Below are 22,078 nucleotides of genomic sequence, written 5' to 3'. Positions count from 1 at the left end.
GATAAAAACGCAACAACAATTGATGGTTTAATCACCACTCTCCCGTCGTAAATTTTAGATACGCGCAAAAAAATGCGACAATACAGGGAATTGGTCGTTAGAAGACAGGATAGACATGACGAATTTACCCAAGTTTTCGGCTGCGCTACTGCATCCGCGTTATTGGTTAACCTGGCTGGGTATTGGCATCCTTTGGTTAATCGTACAGTTACCCTACCCAGTGCTCTATAAATTGGGATGCGCATTAGGCCGTCTGGCATTACGCTTGATGAAACGTCGGGCAAAGATTGTTTCCCGCAATCTGGAACTGTGCTTCCCGCAAATGAGCGAGCAGGAACGCCAGCAGATGATGGTAAAAAACTTTGAGTCTGTCGGTATGGGCGTAATGGAAACCGGCATGGCCTGGTTTTGGTCCGACAGGCGAATATCACGCTGGACTGAAGTTATCGGAATGGAGCATATCCGGGACGTTCAGGCACAAAAGCGTGGGATCCTGTTAGTTGGTCTGCACTTTTTGACCCTCGAGTTGGGTGCACGCCAGTTTGGCTTACAAGAGCCGGGAATTGGTGTGTATCGTCCTAACGACAATCCTCTGCTCGACTGGCTACAAACCTGGGGGCGTATGCGCTCCAATAAATCAATGCTCGATCGTAAAGACCTGAAAGGGATGATTAAAGCGTTGAAGAAAGGTGAAGTGGTCTGGTACGCGCCGGATCACGACTATGGCCCTCGTGCCAGTGTATTTGTGCCTTTGTTCGCCGTTGAACAGGCTGCGACGACGTCCGGAACCTGGATGCTGTCCCGAATGTCGAATGCCTGCCTGGTGCCATTTGTTCCCCGTCGCAAACCTGACGGCAAGGGGTATCAATTGATCATGCTGCCACCGGAGTGTTCACCACCGCTGGACAATGCTGAAACAACGGCGGCCTGGATGAATAAAATCGTTGAAAAATGCATTATGATGGCCCCCGAGCAATACATGTGGTTACATCGCCGCTTCAAGACACGCCCTGAAGGCTCCCCGTCTCTGTACTGAGTCTTTGTTGCAGTCCTGTGGGCTGCAACACCTTCTCTCCCCTTTTAGGTTTAACTGCTATCCGCATTGCAGCAACTATCAACCAGGCGCATAATTAGCCTGCTTATTTATATTTACTCGATAGCGCAAACAGCGCATCACACTGCGGATCGCTATGTCACCCTCTGATGTCCCCATAAACTGGAAACGCAACCTTACCGTTGCCTGGCTGGGCTGTTTTTTAACCGGCGCAGCATTTAGTCTGGTCATGCCATTTTTACCCCTTTACGTCGAGAGTCTTGGCGTGACGGGTCACAGTGCCCTGAATATGTGGTCAGGGCTGGTATTCAGTATCACCTTCCTGTTTTCAGCGATTGCCTCACCTTTCTGGGGCGGACTGGCCGATCGTAAAGGCCGGAAAATCATGCTTTTACGCTCGGCGCTGGGCATGGCCATCGTCATGCTGCTGATGGGGCTGGCGCAAAATATCTGGCAATTCTTGATCCTGCGCGCCCTGCTGGGTTTGCTCGGTGGATTTATTCCTAATGCCAACGCACTGATCGCAACCCAGGTGCCACGCAATAAAAGCGGCTGGGCGTTGGGGACACTTTCCACCGGCGGCGTTAGCGGTGCTTTACTTGGGCCACTGGCGGGCGGGTTACTCGCCGATCAGTATGGTCTGCGCCCTGTATTTTTCATCACAGCCCTGGTGCTGTTGATCTGTTTTATTCTGACTCTCTTTTTTATCCGTGAACGCTTCCAGCCAGTGAGCAAGAAAGAGATGCTGCACGTTCGCGAAGTCGTGACGTCGTTAAAGAATCCAAAGCTGGTGCTGAGCTTGTTTGTCACTACCCTGATAATTCAGGTTGCAACCGGCTCCATTGCGCCAATCCTGACGCTGTATGTACGGGAGCTTGCAGGTAATGTCAGCAATATCGCGTTTATCAGTGGGATGATTGCCTCTGTACCCGGTGTTGCGGCCTTAATCAGTGCACCAAAGCTCGGCAAATTGGGTGACAGGATTGGTCCGGAGAAGATCCTGATCGTTGCATTGGTTATCTCCGTACTGCTGCTGATCCCAATGTCATTCGTCCAGACGCCCTGGCAGCTAGGCGTGCTGCGCTTTTTACTGGGTGCCGCTGATGGCGCATTGCTGCCTGCCGTACAGACCTTGCTGGTGTATAACTCAACCAACCAAATCGCCGGGCGTATCTTTAGCTACAACCAGTCGTTTCGTGATATAGGCAACGTTACTGGGCCGTTAATGGGAGCTGCTATATCGGCAAATTATGGCTTCCGTGCCGTCTTCTGCGTCACCGCTGGTGTTGTGTTATTCAACGCAATCTACTCATGGAACAGTCTGCGCCGCCGCCGAGGATCTCAGGTCCTGGGATGATTTTGTGTATTCATTCTCAACAGTCCCCCCAACATATTAATTGGCGTAATGTGGGGGATACGCAGAGTGAACTCAATAACGCTTAATATTATTCTAGCTGTTATAGTAAACCACTTTATTTCTACCTGAGTTTTTCGCATCATACAGCGCAGCATCGGCATATGATACGACTTTGTCAGCAGAATAATCATCAGATTTACTACAATATACACCGATGCTGATTGTCATTTTCTCTTTCAGGCCATATATATTGGGCACCGCTGTTTCAGTCTCAACATTTTTTCTTATTCTTTCCGCAACAAACATTGTTTCAGCTTTATCTTTACACTTAATCAGAAGCCCAAACTCTTCACCACCAATTCTCGCAAAAATGTCTGAGTCCCTGATCGATTTATTGACAATATCAACAATGCTCTTTATAACGTGATCGCCTTCCTGATGGCCATAAGAATCATTGATGCGTTTGAATTTATCTATATCCAGTATCATTATACAAACAGCACCTTTTACTAAAGATGATTTTAGTGCCTTATAGAATAATTTCCGGTTATATATCTTAGTCATCGCATCTTTTATTGCTGAATCCGCCTCTCTCTTAAGAATAATGAACGTGTTGTACATTAATATAGATATGATACTTAAGGTGCTGATAACTTCGATTCCCCTACTGACATACCAAATATACATACTATATTCATCCAGACTCAACAGCAGAACATTCGTCAAGATTGCAGAGCAACACAGTAACGCGATGCTTTTCCATAAGATACCATGCATTTTTGTTTTCACTGACAGATACAACAAAACCATTCCCCATGCAATAATCAGTGAATATATGTAGCCAATATGCCAGTGCACCGTTTTATTGTCAGTTTTGTGACTGGTAATTTCAATCGTAACATCAGCGTTATAACTGGATAAGTTATGCGAAAGGAATGCAATTGCCAGCATAATCAACAATGCTATAATTATGTAGCATGGTTCTCTTTCTTTAGTCTCAATAACTGTGGAAGCCGCTTTATAAGCTTTCAATGATACAAAAAGTAATGCGATAAAACTAACTTGCCTAAAATAATAGAAGATAGCAATATCATTTGTGCGTTTTTCTATCAAAACGCTATCATTAATTAAATCCTGAACGATATATATAGTTTCTATAAGATAGATATTATTACTAAGGAATGCCATTCCTAATATCATCAGGTATGTTAGATCTTTCCTGCAAAGGTATTGAAAAAGCATAAAAAGAAAAACAATGCCGTACAGGAAAAATAACCCAACGATGATTATTAAATATGTTGTTTGAGGTACACTCTGCACTTCTAACTGATACTGAGAAAGACACACACCAGCAATAAAATAGCTGACTAAGCAAGTAATGTAAAAGTTCATCAACCTGCTATTGTTTGAATTACTATTATCCATAACAGCCCTGGCAAGAATCCTATTTCGCATTTTATATATTAAGCCATTACTTTTTGCAAATTAATAATTTATCATTCTTTCAATAATGACAATCTTATTTATAACGCATGTTATTATTCATTGAATATTATGGATGTTTTCTTATACTTTGCTATACATTAACATATTCATCACATATATAATGATTAACAATATCATTTATAGATATCTAACTTAAACAAACATCGATACTTTAAGACGTAATACTCACGCGCGTCACTTTTTGCCTTACTCCTTAATTTCAATTAGTTATAATAAAAACCTTATATAAATTATATTGTTTCATCCGCTATAAAGTATGGCTTGCACTCTATTCAATCCCCCCCTTTAAACTATGACATCCTCACTCATGGTGCTCCTGCATAACCGCTTGAGTTTAATACACTCCAACCGATTCTTAAAAACTTAAGGTTTGCTGTTCATGAAACGTATTGGCGGTAGGGTTCCCCCGTGTTTTTGTTGTTCCAGGAAGCACCACAACCGTGTGGTTATGGTAAGAAACACTCGATGCTTCAAGCCGTTGCATACCTGAAACTTCGCGATAAACGAATGCTTTGACAGTTCTCACCACACCACCTATATCTTTTTATTAAGCCAATCACCCATGCGATCAGGATGCGAATATGAATGCCTTGTACCCCACCCTTGAAGAAGCCATTGATGCAGCACGTGAAGAGTTTCTGGCTGATAATCCAGGTCTTGAATCTGACGAAGCCAGCGTCCAGCAGCTGAACGTACAAAAGTACGTGCTACAGGATGGCGATATCATGTGGCAAGCTGAGTTTTTTGCCGACGAAGATGATGGCGAAGGCGAATGTTTACCCATGCTGAGCGGTGAAGCGGCACAAAGCGTTTTTGATGGTGACTATGATGAGATTGATATTCGCCAGGAGTGGCAGGAGGAAAACACGCTCCACGAATGGGATGAGGGTGAATTTCAACTGGAGCCTCCCCTTGACACAGAGGAAGGCCAGACCGCAGCCGATGAATGGGATGAACGATAGTTACTCGTAAGGCCCATGGTGTATATCGAGCGGTAATAGCAACGTATCAAACACCAGCGAAAACGGCAGATCCAGGATGGTGACGTAACGCCACGCAGAGTCCCGGACATCCCATTGCACGCCTGGATAGTATTGATTTCCGTGTCCTTGTCCGGGGATCGTCCGGCTAATAATGCTGCCGCATCCGCTCAGAAGAAAGACCATCATTCCCACAGCCAGCATTCGCACTGGATACCTCATGACTTTTATATTCAGTATAAAAAAATACCGGCTCCAGGCCGGTATTTTTACGTTTCACACGCTTATTTTTTCCTGAGTGCCAGTGGGTTCAGGGAGATCCCCTGATAATAATTAACCCATGAAGAATACTTATCCGGTGAATTCCAGACGCGATAATGTAAACGCGCCATGGTCACCGGATCGCTCAACAGAACCAGGCGACGATCGCGATTCAGTTTCTCCGGCGTTTCATTCAGCGCCTGCTCGACATGGCGATCACGTGCGATTTCAAGCACGTTACTCGCACGATGGCGCGCGGTAGCCATTGCCGTTGCCAGCGCGTTAAACGACGGGTTAAACACAGCGTGCATGAAACCATCATCCAGCGAACGATTACGGTTCAACTCCAGATAGTTATCCGTGTCCACCAGCACCTTCGGCGGAGAATACTCTTCCGGGATCAGGAACAGTTTCCAGCGTTTGGTACGTAACCCAACCGTTGAACGACTGGAAATGACGGAAACAAACGGCGACAGGATTAGTGAAAAGACAATCGGAGCCAGCCAGAACAGGAAACGCAGATCCAGCCAGGCCATCCCTACAGCCCACACCAGGCCCAACAACAGCTGAGATCCGTGACGCATAAACGCCTCGCCCCACGGAGTGGAGTCGTCATCGCGTTGCGGCGAATTCCACACCACTTCCCATCCGAGGAAGGCACTCACCACGAAAACGGTATGGAACAACATACGCACCGGCGCCAGCAGCACGGAGAACAGAACCTCCAGCAGCAGCGACAACGTGACGCGAATAAATCCACCGTACTCTTTCGTGCCTTTGCACCAGATAAGCAAAATACTCAGCAGCTTCGGCAGGAACAACAGCACCATCGTTGAGGCAAACAACGCGATAGCCAGCTCAGGGCGCCACTGCGGCCAGACCGGGAACAGCTGACGTGGTTGCAGGAAGTACTGCGGTTCCGTCAACGCATGGACCACCTGTAATGCGGTCGACAACGCGAGGAACATGAACCACAACGGTGCTGACAGATAGGACATCACACCGGTCAGGAACACCGCGCGATGAACCGGGTGCATCCCTTTAACCAGGAACAGACGGAAGTTCATCAGGTTACCGTGGCACCAGCGACGGTCACGCTTGAGCTCATCCAGCAGGTTCGGTGGCAGCTCTTCATATGAACCCGGCAGATCGTAGGCAATCCACACGCCCCAGCCCGCACGACGCATCAATGCCGCTTCCACGAAGTCATGGGAGAGGATCGATCCCGCAAACGAGCCTTCACCCGGCAGCGGTGCAAGCGCACAGTGTTCAATGAACGGTTTCACACGAATAATCGCGTTATGACCCCAGTAGTGCGACTCACCCAACTGCCAGAAGTGAAGTCCGGCGGTAAACAGCGGGCCATAAACGCGGGTAGCAAACTGCTGGCAGCGCGCGTACAGGGTGTCCATACCAGACGCTTTCGGCGAAGACTGGATAATCCCGGCATTCGGGTTCGCTTCCATCAGGCGTACCAGACCGGTCAGACAGTCTCCGCTCATCACGGAATCAGCGTCCAGCACCACCATATAGCTGTACTGGTTGCCCCAGCGACGGCAGAAGTCATCAATGTTACCGCTTTTACGCTTCACACGACGACGACGACGACGGTAGAAAATCTGTCCTTCGCCCTGCACTTCGGCAATCAGCTCCATCCACGCCTTTTGTTCCGCAACGCAGATATCAGGATTGTAGCTGTCACTCAGAATGTAAACATCGAAATGCTCCGCATTCCCCGTGGCTTTAACTGACTCCCACGTAGCGCGCAGGCCCGCGAATACGCGGTCAACGTCCTCGTTACAGATAGGCATGATTAGCGCAGTGCGGTGCTCGGGATTCAGCGGCTCATCCCCTACCGTTGAGGCAGAGATACTGTACTTGTCACGCCCAATCAGCAACTGCAGGAAGCCCATCAGCGCGGTCCAGAAACCGGCTGATACCCAACAAAAAAGCACGGCAAACAGAATGAGGATACCGGTCTGCAGCACATAAGGCAGCAACTGCATAAAGGAAACCCACAGGTTCTGCCCCATCATATCTGCTGGATTAATGAACGCCCATCCTTGATAAGGAAGGATCGTCTTCATATACCAGGTCGCTACGACCGTTTGCGCCAGCGTCAAGATCAACAGCGTATAACGGCGGATCGTGCCGACGGTACGCCATTTCTGCTCACTTTCTTGTTCTTCTTTCGTCAAACGAGAAAGATAACGCGGTGTGACATCGCGCCCACGCAGGCGATCCCAAAAACGGCCAACCGGGTTAGTACGCCAGGGATCGGGAAACATTGAAGTACGTGTCGCTTTCGGCATTGCCTGCAGCTGGTCACGCCCTTCATCATCCTTTATCAACTGATCTTTGGCCAGAGAGTCTGGCCAGGCTTGCTCAAGGCGAGCTTTTACAGAACCCTGCGGTGAATCATCTTCGCGCGAGTAAGTACGGTGCTCGGCATCCAGCGCCTGATGAACAGCGCGGATGTCAGTTTTCGGCAGTGCCGCTTTTTCGATATCCGAAAGCGGCATTGCGTCAATATACTCAGTTGTCTTATTCATTGGCAGGTAACTGGTAGCTCCAGGTTTCACTCAACGGCTGATCGGCATTGGCCAACGCAGCACGCATTTCAGTGGTTTTCTTCGCATCTTTCACTTTCACGCGCAGCATCAAGCGCCACCCTTTCGTAACCGGGTTGTAACGCACGGTGCTTTCCACGATTTCACCGTTGTCGCCAATGCTGGTTTGCGCGGTAATCGGGGTGTCCTGCGGCAGCTTTTTCATTTCGGTGCCGGTGAAATCCACCACAAACGCGATAGTGCCGTCAGGCTGACGAATAAGATTAGATTGTTTGACATCCCCTGTGGAACGGCGAGTCTGCTGCACCCAGGCATTTTCTGGCGTATGAAGCTTATCTTCATCGCGCGTAAACGTCAGGGTGTACTTAAAGTTCATCTCTTTACCTGCTTCCGGCAGTTGATCCGGAGTCCAGTAGGCAACGATGTTATCGTTTGTTTCGTCGTTAGTGGGGATCTCAACTAATTCAATTTTGCCTTTACCCCAGTCGCCTTTTGGCGTGATCCAGGCACTTGGGCGCAGGTCATAACGGTCGTCGATATCTTCGAAACGGGAGAACTGACGTCCACGTTGCAACAGGCCGAATCCTTGCGGGTTTTCCATCGCAAAGCTGCTCACCGCGAGATGTTTCGGGTTATTCAGCGGACGCCAAATCCACTCGCCGTTACCAGCATGGATAGACAATCCGTTTGAGTCGTGCAGTTCCGGACGATAATTTGTCGTCGGAGATGGCTGGTTCGGTCCGAACAGGAACATACTGGTTAACGGAGCTACGCCCAGCTTGCCCACTTTATCGCGCAGATAGACTTTGGACTGAACATCCACAACCGTGTCACGACCTGGAATAATCACAAAGCGATACGCCCCGGTTGCACGCGGGGAGTCCAGCAGGGCATAAATGGTTAAACGTTTGTCAGTCGGTTTTGGACGTTCGATCCAAAACTCACGGAAGCGGGGAAACTCTTCACCAGAAGGCAGTGCGGTATCTATCGCGAGACCGCGCGCAGACAGACCATAGACCTGGCCTGCGCCAAGTACGCGGAAATAGCTGGCGCCGAGCATGCTGACGATTTCATCGTTTTTGTCTTTGCTGTTGAGCGGATACAGTACCTTAAACCCGGCGAAACCGAGATCTTTTACCGTGTCTTTATCGTGCTGCACATCGCCAAAATTAAAATAATCCGGACTGTATTTGATTTTTTTCACCGCAGTTGCGGTAACTTCGTTGATCTTGACCGGCGTGTCGAAGTACATACCCTGGTGGTAGAATTCGAGCTTAAATGGGGTCTTAAGATTGCTCCAGTATGCTTTGTCGCGATTAAACTGGATCTGCTGATAATCCGCATATTTCATGTCGCGGAAAACGGAGGGCAAGTTACTTTTTGGCGCCTCGTAGCCTTTATCGGCTAAAGATTGAGCTTGCTTTGCAACATCATCAATACTGAACGCCCAGCTCGATGATGTATACAGCGTTAACATTACTGCTGCACCCAACCAACGCATTTTCATCATTTGTAGTTTATGTTTCATAATTAGTAAGCACTTCCCCCTTTGTGTGCTTATATTGATCCGATCCATTTTAATGGATAATCGGGTATTCCGACAACTGAATCCCTGTATTGTTCGCGTGCTGGCTCATGGTTTAAGCAGGTTCGCCTGCCTGTTTTCACTTTGAGTGCTTATCCTGGAGACAGGTTGTTGGACTTCGTGTAGGGTTGCCTTCGAATGTAACCATAATTCGTCTTAGGGATAAGACGAAAAGTCTGAGAATACGTAACTGTCTATGAGCTCTGTATCTCCACCACGTGAATATTTTCTGGATTCCATCCGTGCCTGGCTGATGTTGTTGGGGATTCCCTTCCATATCTCGCTGATCTACTCCACACATACCTGGCATGTGAACAGCGCAGAACCGTCATGGATATTGACCCTCTTTAACGATTTCATACATGCATTTCGCATGCAGGTCTTCTTTGTTATTTCGGGTTACTTTTCATACATGCTGTTTTTGCGCTATCCCTTAAAGCGGTGGTGGAAAGTGCGTGTTGAACGCGTGGGTATCCCTATGCTGACCGCCATCCCGCTACTCACACTGCCGCAATTTATCATGCTGCAATATGTGAAAGGCAAAGCCGACAGTTGGCATACTCTCAGTGGGTACGATAAATACAACGCACTGGCATGGGAGCTGATTTCCCATCTGTGGTTTTTACTCGTCCTTGTCGTTTTAACAACCGTGAGTATGTGGGTGTTTAGCCAAATGAAACACCGGTTGACGAGCCCCGATGGCGTCAGCACGTCCACGATATCGATGACAAAACTGACGTTGATCTTTTTGTTGCTTGGCGTCGGATACGCCGCCGTCAGAAGAACAATTTTTATCGTCTACCCGTCTATTCTCAGCGATGGCATGTTTAATTTTATCGTCATGCAAACGCTGTTCTATGTGCCGTTCTTTATGCTCGGCGCGCTGGCGTTTATCAATCCGCAGTTGAAAGCACTGTTCACAACGCCCTCGCGCAGCTGCACGTTAGGCGCGGCATGCGCTTTTATGGCTTATCTGCTTAATCAACGCTATGGAAACGGCGATGCCTGGATGTATGAAACCGAATACGTGATAACAATGGTGATGGGACTGTGGATGGTTAACGTCGTTTTCTCGCTCGGCCACCGTTTATTGAATTTCCAGTCAGCCCGCGTCACCTATTTTGTCAATGCATCACTGTTTATCTATCTGGTGCATCATCCGTTAACGCTGTTTTTCGGCGCCTATATCACACCGCACATTACATCAAACCTGCTGGGTTTTCTCTGTGGGCTGCTGTTTGTTGTCGGGATTGCGGTAATATTGTACGAAATCCACTTGCGGATACCGGTGCTGAAGTTCCTCTTTTCAGGGAAACCCATCGTTAAGCAGGATAAAAACAAGGCCATTGCCGGATAGCAGGCCTGTCATTGCATGGTTCAAAGCAACCATTCAATCGGTAATACAGAGGCCAGCCTCACCAGAACCCGCTTCCAGAATCCTGTGGCGGGTTCTTTTTTCACTACCCGCTCACTGCCGCCAGGACAATCTACCCAGTTTATCCGGCCCCAGCGGTCCAGGCGCAATTGCCAGGCCACATCACGCTGGCTTTGCATAAAGCGTTTATGAATCAATGACGCCAGCACTTCACTCTCAATCACAAATCCCATTTCCGTATTGAGCAACGTTGAGCGCGGATCAAAATTAAGCGAGCCGATGAAGACTTTGCGGCCATCAATGCTGAAGGTTTTCGCATGCAGACTAGAGCCTGAATTGCCGGTCAACCCGCGATCGTGTACCACCGTACCGCGATCGCGGGTTGGTTTTAGCTCATACAGTTCTACACCATAGCGCAGCAATTTTTTCCGCCAGCGCGCATATCCTGCATGCACAATTGCCACATCATTCGCGGCCAGCGAGTTAGTTAAAATAGCAATCTTTACCCCTTTTCGGACCAGGCGCAGGAGTTGTGCGACTCCGGCACGTGTCGGCACAAAGTAAGCGGAAATAATATCAATACGCTCAGTGGGTGAGCCCATGACGTCAAACAAACGCTGCGGTAATAGCGAGTGACGCGGCGCTTTCCCCTCTCCTTTTGCCGGATCGTCACTGAGCAGGCGCGTTTTGGCCCAAATCAGCGACAGTGAACCCTGGTCAAGATGCGTCATAAACTGGCTGGTCTCCAGTTTGTGCAAATAGCGTCGGGTAATATCGTCGTTATACCAGGATTCAGGCAGTTCAATGCGTTGAGTCGTTTCTGGTTCAGACAACTCCAGGACTCTTTGTAACGTTGAAACTGACTGACATTGCCAGTATCGCTCAAAATCATCCGCGACCTCTTTCACCACTGGACCGATGGCCATCACGTCAAGATCGGAAAACAACGGTTCTTCACCCGCACCGAAATAGGCATCTCCGATATTACGCCCGCCGACCAGCGTCACTACACCGTCCGCGGTATAACTTTTATTGTGCATGCGGCGATTGAGCCGGGCGAAATCGGTTAAATACCCCAATGCGCGAAGGATGCGAAATGAAAAGGGATTAAACAGGCGGACTTCAATATTTGGATGGTTATCCAACAGACGCAGCGTGTCATCAAGGCCCGGAGTGTTGTTATCATCCAACAGCAAACGAACCCGTACCCCGCGTTTCGCCGCGGCCAGCAGAACAGAAAACAGCAGCAGCCCGGACATGTCGTTCTCCCAGATGTAATACTGCACATCCAGCGTTCGTTCCGCCATTTCTGTCAGCCGATAACGGGCTGCGAAAGCATCCAGACTGTCATCCAGTGCCAGAATGCCGCACTGGTCCGGATGGCTTGCGCACAATGGGGTAATGGCACGCTCAAGTCGCGTCATATCAGGCCGTGTTATCATCGCCTTGTTGGGTGAGTAATCTCTTGTATAACCTGGCATTTTCCTCATCAAAACACACGAAGTAGATTTGATCAGGTAGCGCACGGCGGGTGATAAATTTTTGCACCGTATTCACCGCAATCTCCGCCGCCGCTGCACGTGGATATCCGTAGGCTCCGGTGCTGATAGCCGGGAACGCAATGGATTGATAGCCATTGGCCAGTGCCAGTTGTAATGAATTGCGATAGGCCTCTTCAAGGCGTTCTGCTTCATGATGATCGCCGCCCTGCCAGACGGGCCCAACAGTGTGGATCACCGCTTTGGCGGGAAGATTTCCCGCCAGGGTGATAACCGCATGGCCGGTTGGGCATTCGCCCTGTTGCTGTAATACCTGTTTGCAGGCCTCCAACAGTGCAGGTCCAGCAACGCGATGAATCGCTCCATCAACGCCACCGCCGCCCAGCAACGAGGAGTTGGCCGCATTGACAATCACATCAACGGCGATTGTCGTAATGTCGCCCTGTAAAACATGAACACGCGATTGCATAAGTTCCCCCTGACAAAACACTCTCCGTTAAGTGTACAGCAGGGTTTTCTATGAAATCTCACTTTTTAACTATACAGGTGCATATCTACGCCAGAACGATTCATTTATATTCAATATTAAGAATTGCCAGATTTTTCTGTTCATTAAGGTACTGCATTCTCATACTGGCAATTTGCTGGAGGCTTTCAGGGGCCATCGTTATCTGTTGTGTGTTATAGCGACTACTCCGTAACTTGCCATCACGTATACATGACACTTCAATCTGCTGTTGTTGCGAGCTCACATCACAAGGCGATTCAACTATTGCGCCACGAAAATGGATAATCCCGCCAGATGTGATTTGCTGCGCCGTTGCGGGGAAGATAAAAAAAGAAGTAACACATAAACTGGTACTTAAAATACGTTTTAATAAGGTGCTCATAAGGGTTCCTCAATGATAAACCATCCTTGAGGGATCGAAGTGATCCTTCACCGCTGCGATTAACGACCAAATAAAAACGTTTTCACGTCTCTATATTCATAGAACAGCACCGCTTTCCCAGCCACACCTTTAAAGCAAATACAGCAAAAAATCATGAGCGATTGCTTGAATCAGGCCACTGCTGGGACAGATGCAATGACTGCCCATCCGAAACGGTAACGACAATGTTGACCGTATCTTCAGGTGAAATATTAAAGCTCAGTTTTGTTAATTCAATCGGCCGATTAGCAGGGATCGACAGGCTTGTTTTCTGTTGCGTTTGGCTTTGCCCTCCCGACCCTTTACGTATGGCAAGAACTTGTACCTCGCACACGCAGGGTTGCGATAATGTCACCTGCGGAATAATGGTATACATCTCACCTTGCTGGGTTGTATTAAAGGTTATTTGATTTGAAAGCACGGCAATGAGTAATAGCGTATGCATAATATGCTCCCGAAAAAAAACAGGGCTTTCGCCCTGTTTATTATCAGTTATAAAACTGAATTAGTGCTGGTTAGCTGTCGCATTGTTGCCATAACCAACCTGCTGAATCAGAACATTCGAGTCAGATGCAGTCTGATTAACCACCGCACCATTACGACCACCGAACTGAGTTACACTGATGTCAGCATTTTTTGCATTCCACTGATTGATATCAGCGCTGTTCTGGAAGCCAGTCTGTTTCAGGCTAATGGTACTGTCATCAGCACCTTGCCCGACGGTAGCACCGTTACCATGTCCGTGTTGTGTGATGGTCACGTCTGATTTACGTGCATCACTTTGCAGCGCATTCGCAACGTTACTTGACCCATATTGGTAAATACTCAATGAAGAGTCCGGGCCATAATTACTACCGCCACCATGATGATTGCCGCCCCATTGCGGAACAACACCAGCCAGAGCACTGCCAGAAACTACGATTGCTGCGAATGCTGCCACTTTTAAAAGTTTCATGGTAAACCCCCATCGGATTGATTTAAACGTCGTTTACGGATTAGCGTTGAGTAACGCGAATTGCCATTTGCGACTGTCTCTGCACCACAACTGCTGTTTTTTGTGTACCGTACTGGGTAATATTTGCTTTATTACCAGAACCTTTCTGGATAATCATCGCTGTATTACCGTAAGAACTTTGTTTAATACTCGCATCATTGGAGCTGCCCGTTTGATCAATATATGCAAAATTATATGATCCTGTCTGATCTGTTCTCGCCCGGTTACCTGAACCTTCTTGCGAAATGACCGACAATAACTTGCTGCCCTCCTGGCGAGTATTTGCACTGTTAGCAGTGCCAACCTGACCAATAATGGCTGCCTGATTAAATGAAGACTTACTTAATTCATTTACCGCAAAGTTATATTCTGAATTAGCTAAATCATAACTGGTTGCGGATGCAATCCCAGGCACACCCAGTATTGTAAACATCATAAATAACAACTTGTTTTTCATGCTGTCACCCTGGACCTGGTCGTACATGAAGTTAAATTAATTACCACTCAAATTGTTGTTAACATGACTTACATTTGTTAACGCCACGTTACGATGAAGAGTATGTCCGTTGAAACATTTTAAATAACTCACCCGCGAGTGGTATTTTGATATCCAGATTCACCCCAAAGTACTAATTAACAGTGAATAACACCGCTACAGGTATAGGTTTTATTTTTATTTCTCAATCAGAAATGAATTTCTATGCAGTCACTGAAAAAGTGCATTTTCCGCGATTTCAGGGCTTCGCAGCACCGTGTCGCGATAGTCATCGATGCAAGTCGTGACAAAGGTCAGTTTTTTCCTCTTAAAATTGTCCAACGTAAAGTGGGACAAAGAATTTAGAATTCATTAGAAATCTAAAACTCGCCAATCATTAATTAAAACCCTATAAATCAATAAATTATTATAATTTGTATGATTTTTTAAATCTATGCAGTAACGGTAAAATGTACAACTTTCCTATCAAATCTAAACTCCAATAAAACCTAAAAATCACATTTTAATATATAATTTTACATCCTGTTACATGTTTAACACTTGCTTTAAGATTTGTAATAGCTAGATTGAAATCAGTTGAAGTCCATTTGTTTTAATATTTTCACCCCTTTGGGTCGATATTTTATTTCTACACAGCAGTGCAACATCTGTCAGTACTTCTGGTGCCTCTATTTTAGTAGAGACAGCTGTCAGGTGTGCGACTAAAAAGTGGAGTTTCATCATGTTTAATGAAGTCCATAGCATTCATGGTCATACATTATTGTTGATCACGAAACCTTCTTTGCAGGCAACTGCATTATTACAACATTTAAAACAATCACTGGCGCTAACCGGAAAACTACATAATATTCAACGTTCTCTGGATGATATTTCCTCCAGCTGCATTGTTTTACTGGATATGATGGAGGCAGATAAAAAACTGATCCATTACTGGCAAGATAATTTGAGCAGAAAAAACAACAATATAAAGACGTTATTGTTGAATACCCCTGATGACTACCCTTATCGGGATATCGAAAACTGGCCACATATCAATGGCGTGTTTTACGCAACTGAAGACGAACAGCGTGTTGTTAGCGGCTTGCAGGGTGTCTTACGCGGTGAATGTTACTTCACGCAAAAGCTTGCCAGTTATCTGATCACGCATTCTGGAAATTATCGTTATAACAGCACGGAATCAGCGCTGCTGACACACCGTGAAAAAGAGATACTTAATAAATTGCGTATCGGCGCCTCAAATATTGAAATCGCTCGCTCACTATTTATCAGTGAAAATACGGTAAAAACACATCTTTATAATCTTTTCAAAAAGATAGCTGTCAAAAATCGTACGCAGGCGGTCTCATGGGCCAATGATAACCTCAGGCGATAAAGCCATGAAACGCTATTTGACCTGGATTGTGGCAGCAAATTTATTCTTTGCTGCCGGGAATTTGCACGCGGCTACAAGCGTAGAAGTGGAGGTTCCCGGACTGTTAACTGACCACACTGTCTCTTCAATCGGGCATGATTTTTATCGTGCATTTAGTGACAAGTGGGAAAGTGAGTACACAGGAAATTTAACTATCAATGAAAGACCCAGTGCGCGTTGGGGAAGTTGGATCACCATAACGGTCAATCAGGACGTTATCTTCCAGACTTTTTTATTCCCCACGAAAAGAGACTTCGACAAAATTGTCGTCTTCGCATTGGCACAAACTGAGGAAGCATTAAATCGCCGGCAAATAGATCAAACACTATTAAGCACGAGCGATTTAGCGCGCGATGAATTCTAAAACATGATTTTGTCCGGAGGCTTTCATGCGTGTCAAACATGCAGTGGTTTTACTCATGCTAATTTCACCATTAAGTTGGGCCGGAAACATGACGTTCCAGTTCCGAAATCCAAACTTTGGTGGCAACCCGAATAACGGCGCTTTTTTGTTGAACAGCGCTCAGGCGCAGAACTCCTATAAAGATCCGAGCTATAGCGATTACGGAATTGAAACACCGTCAGCGCTGGATAACTTTACTCAGGCGATTCAGTCACAAATTCTCGGCGGCCTGCTCACCAACATTAATACCGGTAAGCCGGGAAGAATGGTGACCAATGATTTTATCATTGATATCGCTAACCGGGACGGGCAGTTGCAATTGAATGTTACCGACAGGAAATCGGGAAAAACATCAACGATCGAAGTGTCGGGTTTACAAACACAGTCAACCGATTTCTAAGCCATAGCCACGAAAGGAAAAAATCATGCAGCGCTTACTTATAATGGTTGCAGTATTTTTACTCAGCGGATGCTTAACGTCCCCACCGCAAGAAGCCGCTAAACCGACATTAATGCCTCGCGCCCAAAGTTACAAAGACTTGACGCATCTCCCGATGCCTACGGGTAAAATCTTTGTATCGGTTTACAATATCCAGGATGAAACTGGTCAGTTTAAACCTTATCCGGCAAGTAACTTCTCCACTGCCGTACCGCAAAGTGCCACGGCAATGCTGGTTACCGCACTGAAAGATTCGCGTTGGTTCGTGCCGCTGGAGCGTCAGGGATTACAGAACTTACTGAACGAACGAAAAATCATCCGTGCGGCACAGGAAAACGGCACGGTTGCCATTAACAACCGAATTCCGCTGCAATCATTAACCGCAGCTAACGTGATGGTGGAAGGTTCAATCATCGGCTATGAAAGCAACGTTAAATCAGGTGGTGTCGGCGCGCGTTATTTCGGTATTGGTGCCGATACGCAATATCAACTCGACCAGATAGCGGTAAACCTGCGCGTAGTTAACGTCAGTACCGGTGAGATCCTTTCTTCGGTCAATACCAGTAAAACCATCCTGTCTTATGAAGTGCAGGCAGGGGTATTCCGTTTCATTGACTACCAACGGCTTCTGGAAGGGGAAATTGGTTATACCTCTAACGAACCGGTCATGCTTTGCCTGATGTCAGCCATTGAAACTGGCGTTATCTTCCTGATAAATGACGGTATCGATCGCGGCTTGTGGGATTTGCAGGATAAGAAACAAGTTGATAACGACATTCTGGTCAAATACCGCCATATGTCGGTACCTCCAGAGTCCTGATACTAAAGAGAGAATAAAAAGCGTGAGGGAACCCTCACGCTTTTTTTATTTACTGGTCAGCGTGGATGAAGCCGGGTTTTCGCGACGTGATGCCAGCCACAATCCGCTGTTTTTCATCGCATAGCCGAATACCAGACCTAGCGCCAGAGACGGCACAACCAGTTGCCAATCTCCTTGCCCTGCAAACGTTGCGCATGCGCCAATAAACGTGCCTGGCACAAATGAAAGCAGCCATTGCTTTGCCTGAATACACATCATAAATGCGACAATTCCCGTCATGACATAGCCAAGGATGTCCATATGCGGGGCAAGTGCACTACCATTAATAATCACCAACGCCCACACCACACCGCTTAGCAGCGTACACGCCGAGATCCACAGCCCTTTCAGTCCACCTTGTGGGCAGGCAAAATAGGCTGTACAGCCCAGGAAGCCAGCCCAACTGAGTAAACCAAGAGAAACGGCCACCCACCCCCAGAGTCCGGAGAGAATGCCCGTTGTGATTGCAATAGAGAGAAGTATGTTCATGCCGCGCATCTTAGCAGAAAAACGGCATGGTAATGAGATCGTGCACACAATTCATGCAAGATGATGAATGGCGTTGCAGTATATAGTGACTTAAATCACATTTATTCGTCTGTATCTTCCTGTAATTCATCCCACATTGCACTAATTGCATCGCGCGTCAGTGGCGCCATAGTTCGCCAGAAAGCGGTATTCGCATGCGCCTCAACTTTACCAAGGAACGTGTCGCACCAGGGAAGCAGGTAGTCAACAAACAAGGTTTCCAGTGCTTCACTCTCATCTTCTGCGGACTGGTCTTCAAGCCAGGATGCCGCCAGCAACAAGGTACCAATATGATCGGCTGGTGTATCCGCCAGCGGCATTCCACGCGCAGACAGGAATGCACGAACATCCGCTTCCTTCGCCCCTTCTACCCAGGCGCTACGATAAGGCGGCACTGAACACTCTTTCCCGACAAACAGCGCGTTGTAATCTGCAGCAAGCTGGGGCATATCACAGCTTTTCTGCAAACGGGCCAACAGCTCATCCTGTTCCAGTGGCCAGTTAGCAGACAGTTTACCTTCGCTAATCAAGGTAAACAGGGGAACCAGTAAAGGGTCCTGCGGTTGGCGGTAAAACAGCGAGCCCAGTACACGGCACAGGATAGAAAACTCGTTCATTGATATATTCCAGTTAGTAACAATTAAAGTTCAGCAAATTCCGCGATAGGCTCCATGCCCCGCGATTCCAGAAACGACAGCAAGCGTTTTGGTGAAACGTTCAGAATTCGGTCTTCCGGGAAGCCCACATCATCCAGAATCTTACGGCATTCACCGAACTCTCCCAACGTGAATGCGGTATGGGAATCTGAACCCAGGGCCACCCAGCCACCTGCATCACGTACTGCCGCAGCCACAGCGCGACAGTTATCTTCACTGCCCTTACGCGAATGCAAAAACGAGGAATTATTGATTTCCAGCGCGACCTGATATTTTGCCGCCGCCTGTGCAATTGCGGTGATATCGACGGGATATTTGGGATTTCCTGGATGGCTGATAATATGCACATTGCCGCTCGCCATCGTGGCGATCATCGCCTGGGTATTCGTGTCTTTATCGTGAGGTGCAAAAACCGGCTCATGGAAGCCTGCAATAATCAGATCGAGTGAGTCAAACATCGGCCCTGAGCAGTCAATTTCACCTTCTATATTCTTAATATTCGCCTCAATGCCGCGCAGGATCCCTACGCCATCTACAACACGCGGCCAAATACGCATGTTAATAAAGTGCCAGTGATGAGGCGCATCCGCCATGTCCGGTCCATGATCGGTAATGGCAAACAGCTTGATGCCTTTGCGATGAGCTTCAGCGATGTAATCACTTAAGGTGCTGTAGGCATGGGTGCTGGCAACGGTATGCATATGCAGGTCAACGGGATACATAACTCTCTCCTGTAGTCGTTTTCCGTCAAGGATAGCAGGTATCGCCGCCATTAATACCCTAAATAATTCGGGTTGTATTTAGTCGAAACCCGGCGCTGGCCGGGTTGACATTGATATCAGTAACCCCGAACGCGATCGACCTGACCGGTAACCGCTTTTCCACTTTCCAGGCTCAGGATTGTACGAGAAATATAATCCACCGCTTCCGCTGGGCGCGTTACCGCAGCAATGTGCGGCGTCATCGCCACACGTGGGTGTTTCCACAATGGGTTGTCTTCCGGTAGCGGTTCTCGGCTATAGACATCCAGCATCGCACCTTTCAGTTTTCCGCTATCCAACGATGCCAGAAGATCGTCTTCATTGAGATGAACACCACGCGCCAGGTTCAGCACATAGGCTCCATCCTGTAATTGATTCAACAGTCCGGCATTAATAATGCCTACCGTTTCTGCCGTATTGGGCAGAAGATTAATCAGCACTCGCGTCTGGCTTAAAAATGCACTCAATTCTTCGGTGCCCGCAAAACTTTCCACACCAGGCCAGGATTTACGGGTACGGCTCCAACAACGCAGTGGGAACCCCCATGCCTGCAGGCTCTCTGCCACTTTAGCCCCTAATACACCAGCTCCCATGATGCCGATGGTAAATTCATCACGGGTGTACTCTTGCAACGGCTGCCACTTCGCCTGGGATTTTAATGCCTGATAGTCATCAAAGCGGCGGAACCAGTGCAACACCTGACTCACCGCATACTCCTGCATTTGCAGACCCATACCGGTATCTTCCAGACGGAAAAGTGGAATCGAGGTATCCAGCATCTCCGGGTGTGCTTTAAGCTTACTGAGGATGGAATCCACTCCGGCTCCCAATGCAAAGACAGCTTTTAACTTTCGCCCTGCCAGCATTTCAACCGGCGGATGCCAGACCAGCGCATAGTCGGCATGGGCATTATCACCCGCTTTCCACTCGCGAACGTTAGCGCCAGGGATGGCTTTCGTCAGCGCCTTTACCCACCAGGCCGTATCAAATGTAGGGTGATAGAAAATTATTTCCATATTGTCTCCTGAACATTGTTATGCGGAACATTCTCGCACTTATTATCATCATTTTCCGAGGGAACATCAGATTAGCAAATTTCAGAGTGCTGGCAAAAAAAACAATTCCCGCTCATTTAAGCCCCATGTTGCTTGAAGTTTGTGTAAATGCACGTTTTTTTGAAAAAGTAGATTGACGCCGGGGCGGTATTTCCCCTACATTAGCGCCCGTTCCAGCAGTACAGGAACAACAATATGGTGAGGTGTCCGAGTGGCTGAAGGAGCACGCCTGGAAAGTGTGTATACGGCAACGTATCCGGGGTTCGAATCCCCGCCTCACCGCCATATTCGAGAAAGAGCTCGTACGCATGTACGGGCTTTTTTTCGCCTCTGTCCCATACAGACTATCAACCGCCCTCAGAACCCGTCGATGGATCTTCGCTTTCAGTCAGTTCCTACGCCATATATGCATTCCTGACATACACTAGTTAAAACGATAAAAGTGAGGCAACAGGATGATAGCATTCCCGGCCAGCTTACTGATCCTGAATGGAAAAAGTGCTGATAACCTTCCCCTGCGTGACGCTATTGCTCAACTGCGCAATGAGAGTGTCGAAATCCATGTTCGCGTGACCTGGGAAAAAGGCGATGCACAACGTTACGTTGATGAAGCGCTCCGGTTGGGCGTAGCAACGGTGATTGCCGGCGGTGGTGACGGTACCATCAACGAAGTATCCACTGCGCTGATCCACTGTCAGGGGGAGAATGTTCCGGCGCTCGGGATTTTGCCATTGGGAACGGCAAATGATTTTGCTACCAGCGTTGGCATTCCTGAAGCGCTGGACAAGGCATTAAAGCTGGCCATTGCCGGGAATTCGGTAGAGATTGATATGGCGCAGGTCAACGATAAAACCTGCTTTATCAATATGGCGACCGGAGGGTTCGGTACTCGGATCACTACCGAAACACCGGAGAAACTCAAAGCCGCCCTTGGCGGTGTGTCGTACTTTATTCACGGGTTAATGCGCATGGATACGCTGAAGCCAGACAGTTGCGAAATTCGCGGCGAAAACTTTCACTGGCAGGGGGATGCGCTGGTGATTGGTATTGGCAATGGGCGTCAGGCCGGTGGTGGACAGCAACTTTGCCCGACAGCGCTCATTAATGACGGCCTGCTGCAACTGCGAATCTTTACCGGTGAGGAGCTGATTCCGGCACTGCTATCGGCGATAACTCAGTCCGAAGACAATCCGAATATCATTGATGGCACATCATCATGGTTTGATATCCGTGCGCCACATGAAATTACCTTCAATCTGGATGGTGAACCGCTCAGCGGGCAAGAGTTTCATGTTGAAATCCTGCCTGCAGCCCTGCGCTGCAGGCTACCGCCGGGTTGCCCATTATTGCGCTAATCCGA

General features: G+C 47.8%; 23 protein-coding genes and 1 tRNA gene. 10 read left to right on the top strand and 14 right to left on the bottom strand.

Annotated features, from left to right (window positions below; translation table 11 throughout):
• Positions 1-115 precede the first annotated feature (115 nt).
• Positions 116-1,036, top strand: coding sequence for a Kdo(2)-lipid IV(A) acyltransferase (locus tag HV041_RS05305; RefSeq protein ID WP_005129093.1), 921 nt, complete (start codon positions 116-118; stop codon positions 1,034-1,036).
• A gap of 154 nt (positions 1,037-1,190) precedes the next feature.
• The gene (mdtG, locus tag HV041_RS05300; protein ID WP_005129095.1) at positions 1,191-2,411 is read left to right on the top strand and encodes a multidrug efflux MFS transporter MdtG; all 1,221 of its coding nucleotides are present in this window, start codon (positions 1,191-1,193) and stop codon (positions 2,409-2,411) included.
• Between the two features lie 93 nt (positions 2,412-2,504).
• On the opposite strand, the gene HV041_RS05295 is transcribed toward mdtG, so the two are convergent.
• A complete protein-coding gene (locus tag HV041_RS05295) occupies positions 2,505-3,836 on the bottom strand; it encodes a sensor domain-containing diguanylate cyclase (protein ID WP_121584805.1) in 1,332 nt (443 codons plus the stop codon).
• Between the two features lie 662 nt (positions 3,837-4,498).
• Between HV041_RS05295 and HV041_RS05290 the strand changes: the two genes are divergently transcribed.
• Positions 4,499-4,879, top strand: coding sequence for a MysB family protein (locus HV041_RS05290; RefSeq protein ID WP_061068133.1), 381 nt, complete (start codon positions 4,499-4,501; stop codon positions 4,877-4,879).
• Here the strand turns inward: HV041_RS05290 and HV041_RS05285 are convergent, their stop codons facing one another.
• From HV041_RS05285 to mdoG, 3 genes are all read right to left on the bottom strand, one after another.
• Complete coding sequence (locus HV041_RS05285; RefSeq protein WP_048212561.1) at positions 4,880-5,107, bottom strand: YceK/YidQ family lipoprotein; 228 nt, start codon at positions 5,105-5,107, stop codon at positions 4,880-4,882.
• Positions 5,108-5,181: 74 nt separating this feature from the next.
• On the bottom strand, positions 5,182-7,710 hold the full coding sequence (gene mdoH, locus HV041_RS05280) for a glucans biosynthesis glucosyltransferase MdoH (protein WP_040230656.1): 2,529 nt from the start codon (positions 7,708-7,710) through the stop codon (positions 5,182-5,184).
• A complete protein-coding gene (mdoG, locus tag HV041_RS05275; RefSeq protein WP_121585491.1) occupies positions 7,703-9,238 on the bottom strand; it encodes a glucans biosynthesis protein MdoG in 1,536 nt (511 codons plus the stop codon). The genes mdoH and mdoG overlap by 8 nt, the downstream gene beginning before the upstream one ends.
• Before the next feature lie 271 nt (positions 9,239-9,509).
• On the opposite strand from mdoG, the gene mdoC reads away from it, so the two are divergent.
• Entirely contained in the window at positions 9,510-10,670 is a 1,161-nt protein-coding gene (mdoC, locus tag HV041_RS05270; protein WP_048211212.1) for a glucans biosynthesis protein MdoC, read from the top strand.
• 20 nt (positions 10,671-10,690) lie between these two features.
• Here the strand turns inward: mdoC and HV041_RS05265 are convergent, their stop codons facing one another.
• The 6 genes from HV041_RS05265 to csgB all read right to left on the bottom strand — a co-directional run bounded on the left by HV041_RS05265 (position 10,691) and on the right by csgB (position 14,567).
• Entirely contained in the window at positions 10,691-12,178 is a 1,488-nt protein-coding gene (locus HV041_RS05265) for a phospholipase D family protein (protein WP_086523385.1), read from the bottom strand.
• The gene (gene ymdB, locus HV041_RS05260) at positions 12,114-12,656 is read right to left on the bottom strand and encodes an O-acetyl-ADP-ribose deacetylase (RefSeq protein ID WP_101742051.1); all 543 of its coding nucleotides are present in this window, start codon (positions 12,654-12,656) and stop codon (positions 12,114-12,116) included. The genes HV041_RS05265 and ymdB overlap by 65 nt, the downstream gene beginning before the upstream one ends.
• 100 nt (positions 12,657-12,756) lie before the next feature.
• Positions 12,757-13,077 (bottom strand): type 1 fimbrial protein, encoded by a 321-nt coding sequence (locus HV041_RS05255; RefSeq protein WP_048211209.1) that lies wholly within the window; start codon positions 13,075-13,077, stop codon positions 12,757-12,759.
• A 151-nt stretch (positions 13,078-13,228) separates the two neighbouring features.
• Positions 13,229-13,561 (bottom strand): curli assembly chaperone CsgC, encoded by a 333-nt coding sequence (csgC, locus tag HV041_RS05250; protein ID WP_121584806.1) that lies wholly within the window; start codon positions 13,559-13,561, stop codon positions 13,229-13,231.
• A 60-nt stretch (positions 13,562-13,621) separates the two neighbouring features.
• Positions 13,622-14,071: a curli major subunit CsgA gene (gene csgA, locus HV041_RS05245; RefSeq protein WP_048211207.1), complete on the bottom strand. Its 450-nt coding sequence runs from the start codon at positions 14,069-14,071 to the stop codon at positions 13,622-13,624.
• Positions 14,072-14,111: 40 nt separating this feature from the next.
• Positions 14,112-14,567 (bottom strand): curli minor subunit CsgB, encoded by a 456-nt coding sequence (gene csgB / locus HV041_RS05240; RefSeq protein WP_048211206.1) that lies wholly within the window; start codon positions 14,565-14,567, stop codon positions 14,112-14,114.
• Between the two features lie 760 nt (positions 14,568-15,327).
• On the opposite strand from csgB, the gene csgD reads away from it, so the two are divergent.
• From csgD to csgG, 4 genes are read left to right on the top strand one after another with little or no spacing between them, the layout of a single operon-like run.
• On the top strand, positions 15,328-15,978 hold the full coding sequence (csgD, locus tag HV041_RS05235; RefSeq protein ID WP_005129125.1) for a biofilm master transcriptional regulator CsgD: 651 nt from the start codon (positions 15,328-15,330) through the stop codon (positions 15,976-15,978).
• 4 nt (positions 15,979-15,982) lie between these two features.
• Positions 15,983-16,381 (top strand): curli production assembly/transport protein CsgE, encoded by a 399-nt coding sequence (csgE, locus tag HV041_RS05230; protein ID WP_061068136.1) that lies wholly within the window; start codon positions 15,983-15,985, stop codon positions 16,379-16,381.
• Positions 16,382-16,406: 25 nt separating this feature from the next.
• Complete coding sequence (gene csgF / locus HV041_RS05225) at positions 16,407-16,820, top strand: curli production assembly/transport protein CsgF (RefSeq protein ID WP_005129126.1); 414 nt, start codon at positions 16,407-16,409, stop codon at positions 16,818-16,820.
• 25 nt (positions 16,821-16,845) lie between these two features.
• The gene (gene csgG, locus HV041_RS05220) at positions 16,846-17,679 is read left to right on the top strand and encodes a curli production assembly/transport protein CsgG (RefSeq protein ID WP_048211204.1); all 834 of its coding nucleotides are present in this window, start codon (positions 16,846-16,848) and stop codon (positions 17,677-17,679) included.
• 45 nt (positions 17,680-17,724) lie between these two features.
• Here the strand turns inward: csgG and HV041_RS05215 are convergent, their stop codons facing one another.
• The 4 genes from HV041_RS05215 to ghrA form a co-directional block, all read right to left on the bottom strand.
• Complete coding sequence (locus HV041_RS05215) at positions 17,725-18,207, bottom strand: DUF1097 domain-containing protein (RefSeq protein ID WP_048211203.1); 483 nt, start codon at positions 18,205-18,207, stop codon at positions 17,725-17,727.
• Positions 18,208-18,308: 101 nt separating this feature from the next.
• A complete protein-coding gene (locus HV041_RS05210; protein WP_005129133.1) occupies positions 18,309-18,863 on the bottom strand; it encodes a molecular chaperone in 555 nt (184 codons plus the stop codon).
• Between the two features lie 23 nt (positions 18,864-18,886).
• Positions 18,887-19,624: a phosphatase gene (locus tag HV041_RS05205; RefSeq protein WP_048211201.1), complete on the bottom strand. Its 738-nt coding sequence runs from the start codon at positions 19,622-19,624 to the stop codon at positions 18,887-18,889.
• Positions 19,625-19,740: 116 nt separating this feature from the next.
• Positions 19,741-20,679, bottom strand: coding sequence for a glyoxylate/hydroxypyruvate reductase GhrA (ghrA, locus tag HV041_RS05200; RefSeq protein ID WP_040230648.1), 939 nt, complete (start codon positions 20,677-20,679; stop codon positions 19,741-19,743).
• A gap of 236 nt (positions 20,680-20,915) precedes the next feature.
• Between ghrA and HV041_RS05195 the strand changes: the two genes are divergently transcribed.
• Positions 20,916-21,003, top strand: a tRNA-Ser gene (locus HV041_RS05195).
• A 170-nt stretch (positions 21,004-21,173) separates the two neighbouring features.
• Entirely contained in the window at positions 21,174-22,073 is a 900-nt protein-coding gene (yegS, locus tag HV041_RS05190; protein ID WP_061068138.1) for a lipid kinase YegS, read from the top strand.
• The last annotated feature ends 5 nt before the right edge of the window (positions 22,074-22,078 follow it).

Source organism: Citrobacter sp. RHBSTW-00029 (genome assembly GCF_014104295.1).
Classification (GTDB): domain Bacteria; phylum Pseudomonadota; class Gammaproteobacteria; order Enterobacterales; family Enterobacteriaceae; genus Citrobacter; species Citrobacter youngae.
The sequence above is the reverse complement of the archived record's forward strand: the minus strand, read 5'-3'. Positions and strand labels throughout refer to the sequence as shown.

Bases quoted from the DNA above. Each gene is read 5' to 3' on its own strand.
- HV041_RS05305 (WP_005129093.1), top strand. From the start codon at position 116: ATGACGAATTTACCCAAGTTTTCGGCTGCGCTACTGCATCCGCGTTAT.
- mdtG (WP_005129095.1), top strand. From the start codon at position 1,191: ATGTCACCCTCTGATGTCCCCATAAACTGGAAACGCAACCTTACCGTT.
- HV041_RS05295 (WP_121584805.1), bottom strand. From the start codon at position 3,836: ATGGATAATAGTAATTCAAACAATAGCAGGTTGATGAACTTTTACATT.
- HV041_RS05290 (WP_061068133.1), top strand. From the start codon at position 4,499: ATGAATGCCTTGTACCCCACCCTTGAAGAAGCCATTGATGCAGCACGT.
- mdoH (WP_040230656.1), bottom strand. From the start codon at position 7,710: ATGAATAAGACAACTGAGTATATTGACGCAATGCCGCTTTCGGATATC.
- mdoG (WP_121585491.1), bottom strand. From the start codon at position 9,238: ATGATGAAAATGCGTTGGTTGGGTGCAGCAGTAATGTTAACGCTGTAT.
- mdoC (WP_048211212.1), top strand. From the start codon at position 9,510: ATGAGCTCTGTATCTCCACCACGTGAATATTTTCTGGATTCCATCCGT.
- HV041_RS05265 (WP_086523385.1), bottom strand. From the start codon at position 12,178: ATGAGGAAAATGCCAGGTTATACAAGAGATTACTCACCCAACAAGGCG.
- ymdB (WP_101742051.1), bottom strand. From the start codon at position 12,656: ATGCAATCGCGTGTTCATGTTTTACAGGGCGACATTACGACAATCGCC.
- HV041_RS05255 (WP_048211209.1), bottom strand. From the start codon at position 13,077: ATGAGCACCTTATTAAAACGTATTTTAAGTACCAGTTTATGTGTTACT.
- csgC (WP_121584806.1), bottom strand. From the start codon at position 13,561: ATGCATACGCTATTACTCATTGCCGTGCTTTCAAATCAAATAACCTTT.
- csgA (WP_048211207.1), bottom strand. From the start codon at position 14,071: ATGAAACTTTTAAAAGTGGCAGCATTCGCAGCAATCGTAGTTTCTGGC.
- csgB (WP_048211206.1), bottom strand. From the start codon at position 14,567: ATGAAAAACAAGTTGTTATTTATGATGTTTACAATACTGGGTGTGCCT.
- csgD (WP_005129125.1), top strand. From the start codon at position 15,328: ATGTTTAATGAAGTCCATAGCATTCATGGTCATACATTATTGTTGATC.
- csgE (WP_061068136.1), top strand. From the start codon at position 15,983: ATGAAACGCTATTTGACCTGGATTGTGGCAGCAAATTTATTCTTTGCT.
- csgF (WP_005129126.1), top strand. From the start codon at position 16,407: ATGCGTGTCAAACATGCAGTGGTTTTACTCATGCTAATTTCACCATTA.
- csgG (WP_048211204.1), top strand. From the start codon at position 16,846: ATGCAGCGCTTACTTATAATGGTTGCAGTATTTTTACTCAGCGGATGC.
- HV041_RS05215 (WP_048211203.1), bottom strand. From the start codon at position 18,207: ATGAACATACTTCTCTCTATTGCAATCACAACGGGCATTCTCTCCGGA.
- HV041_RS05210 (WP_005129133.1), bottom strand. From the start codon at position 18,863: ATGAACGAGTTTTCTATCCTGTGCCGTGTACTGGGCTCGCTGTTTTAC.
- HV041_RS05205 (WP_048211201.1), bottom strand. From the start codon at position 19,624: ATGTATCCCGTTGACCTGCATATGCATACCGTTGCCAGCACCCATGCC.
- ghrA (WP_040230648.1), bottom strand. From the start codon at position 20,679: ATGGAAATAATTTTCTATCACCCTACATTTGATACGGCCTGGTGGGTA.
- yegS (WP_061068138.1), top strand. From the start codon at position 21,174: ATGATAGCATTCCCGGCCAGCTTACTGATCCTGAATGGAAAAAGTGCT.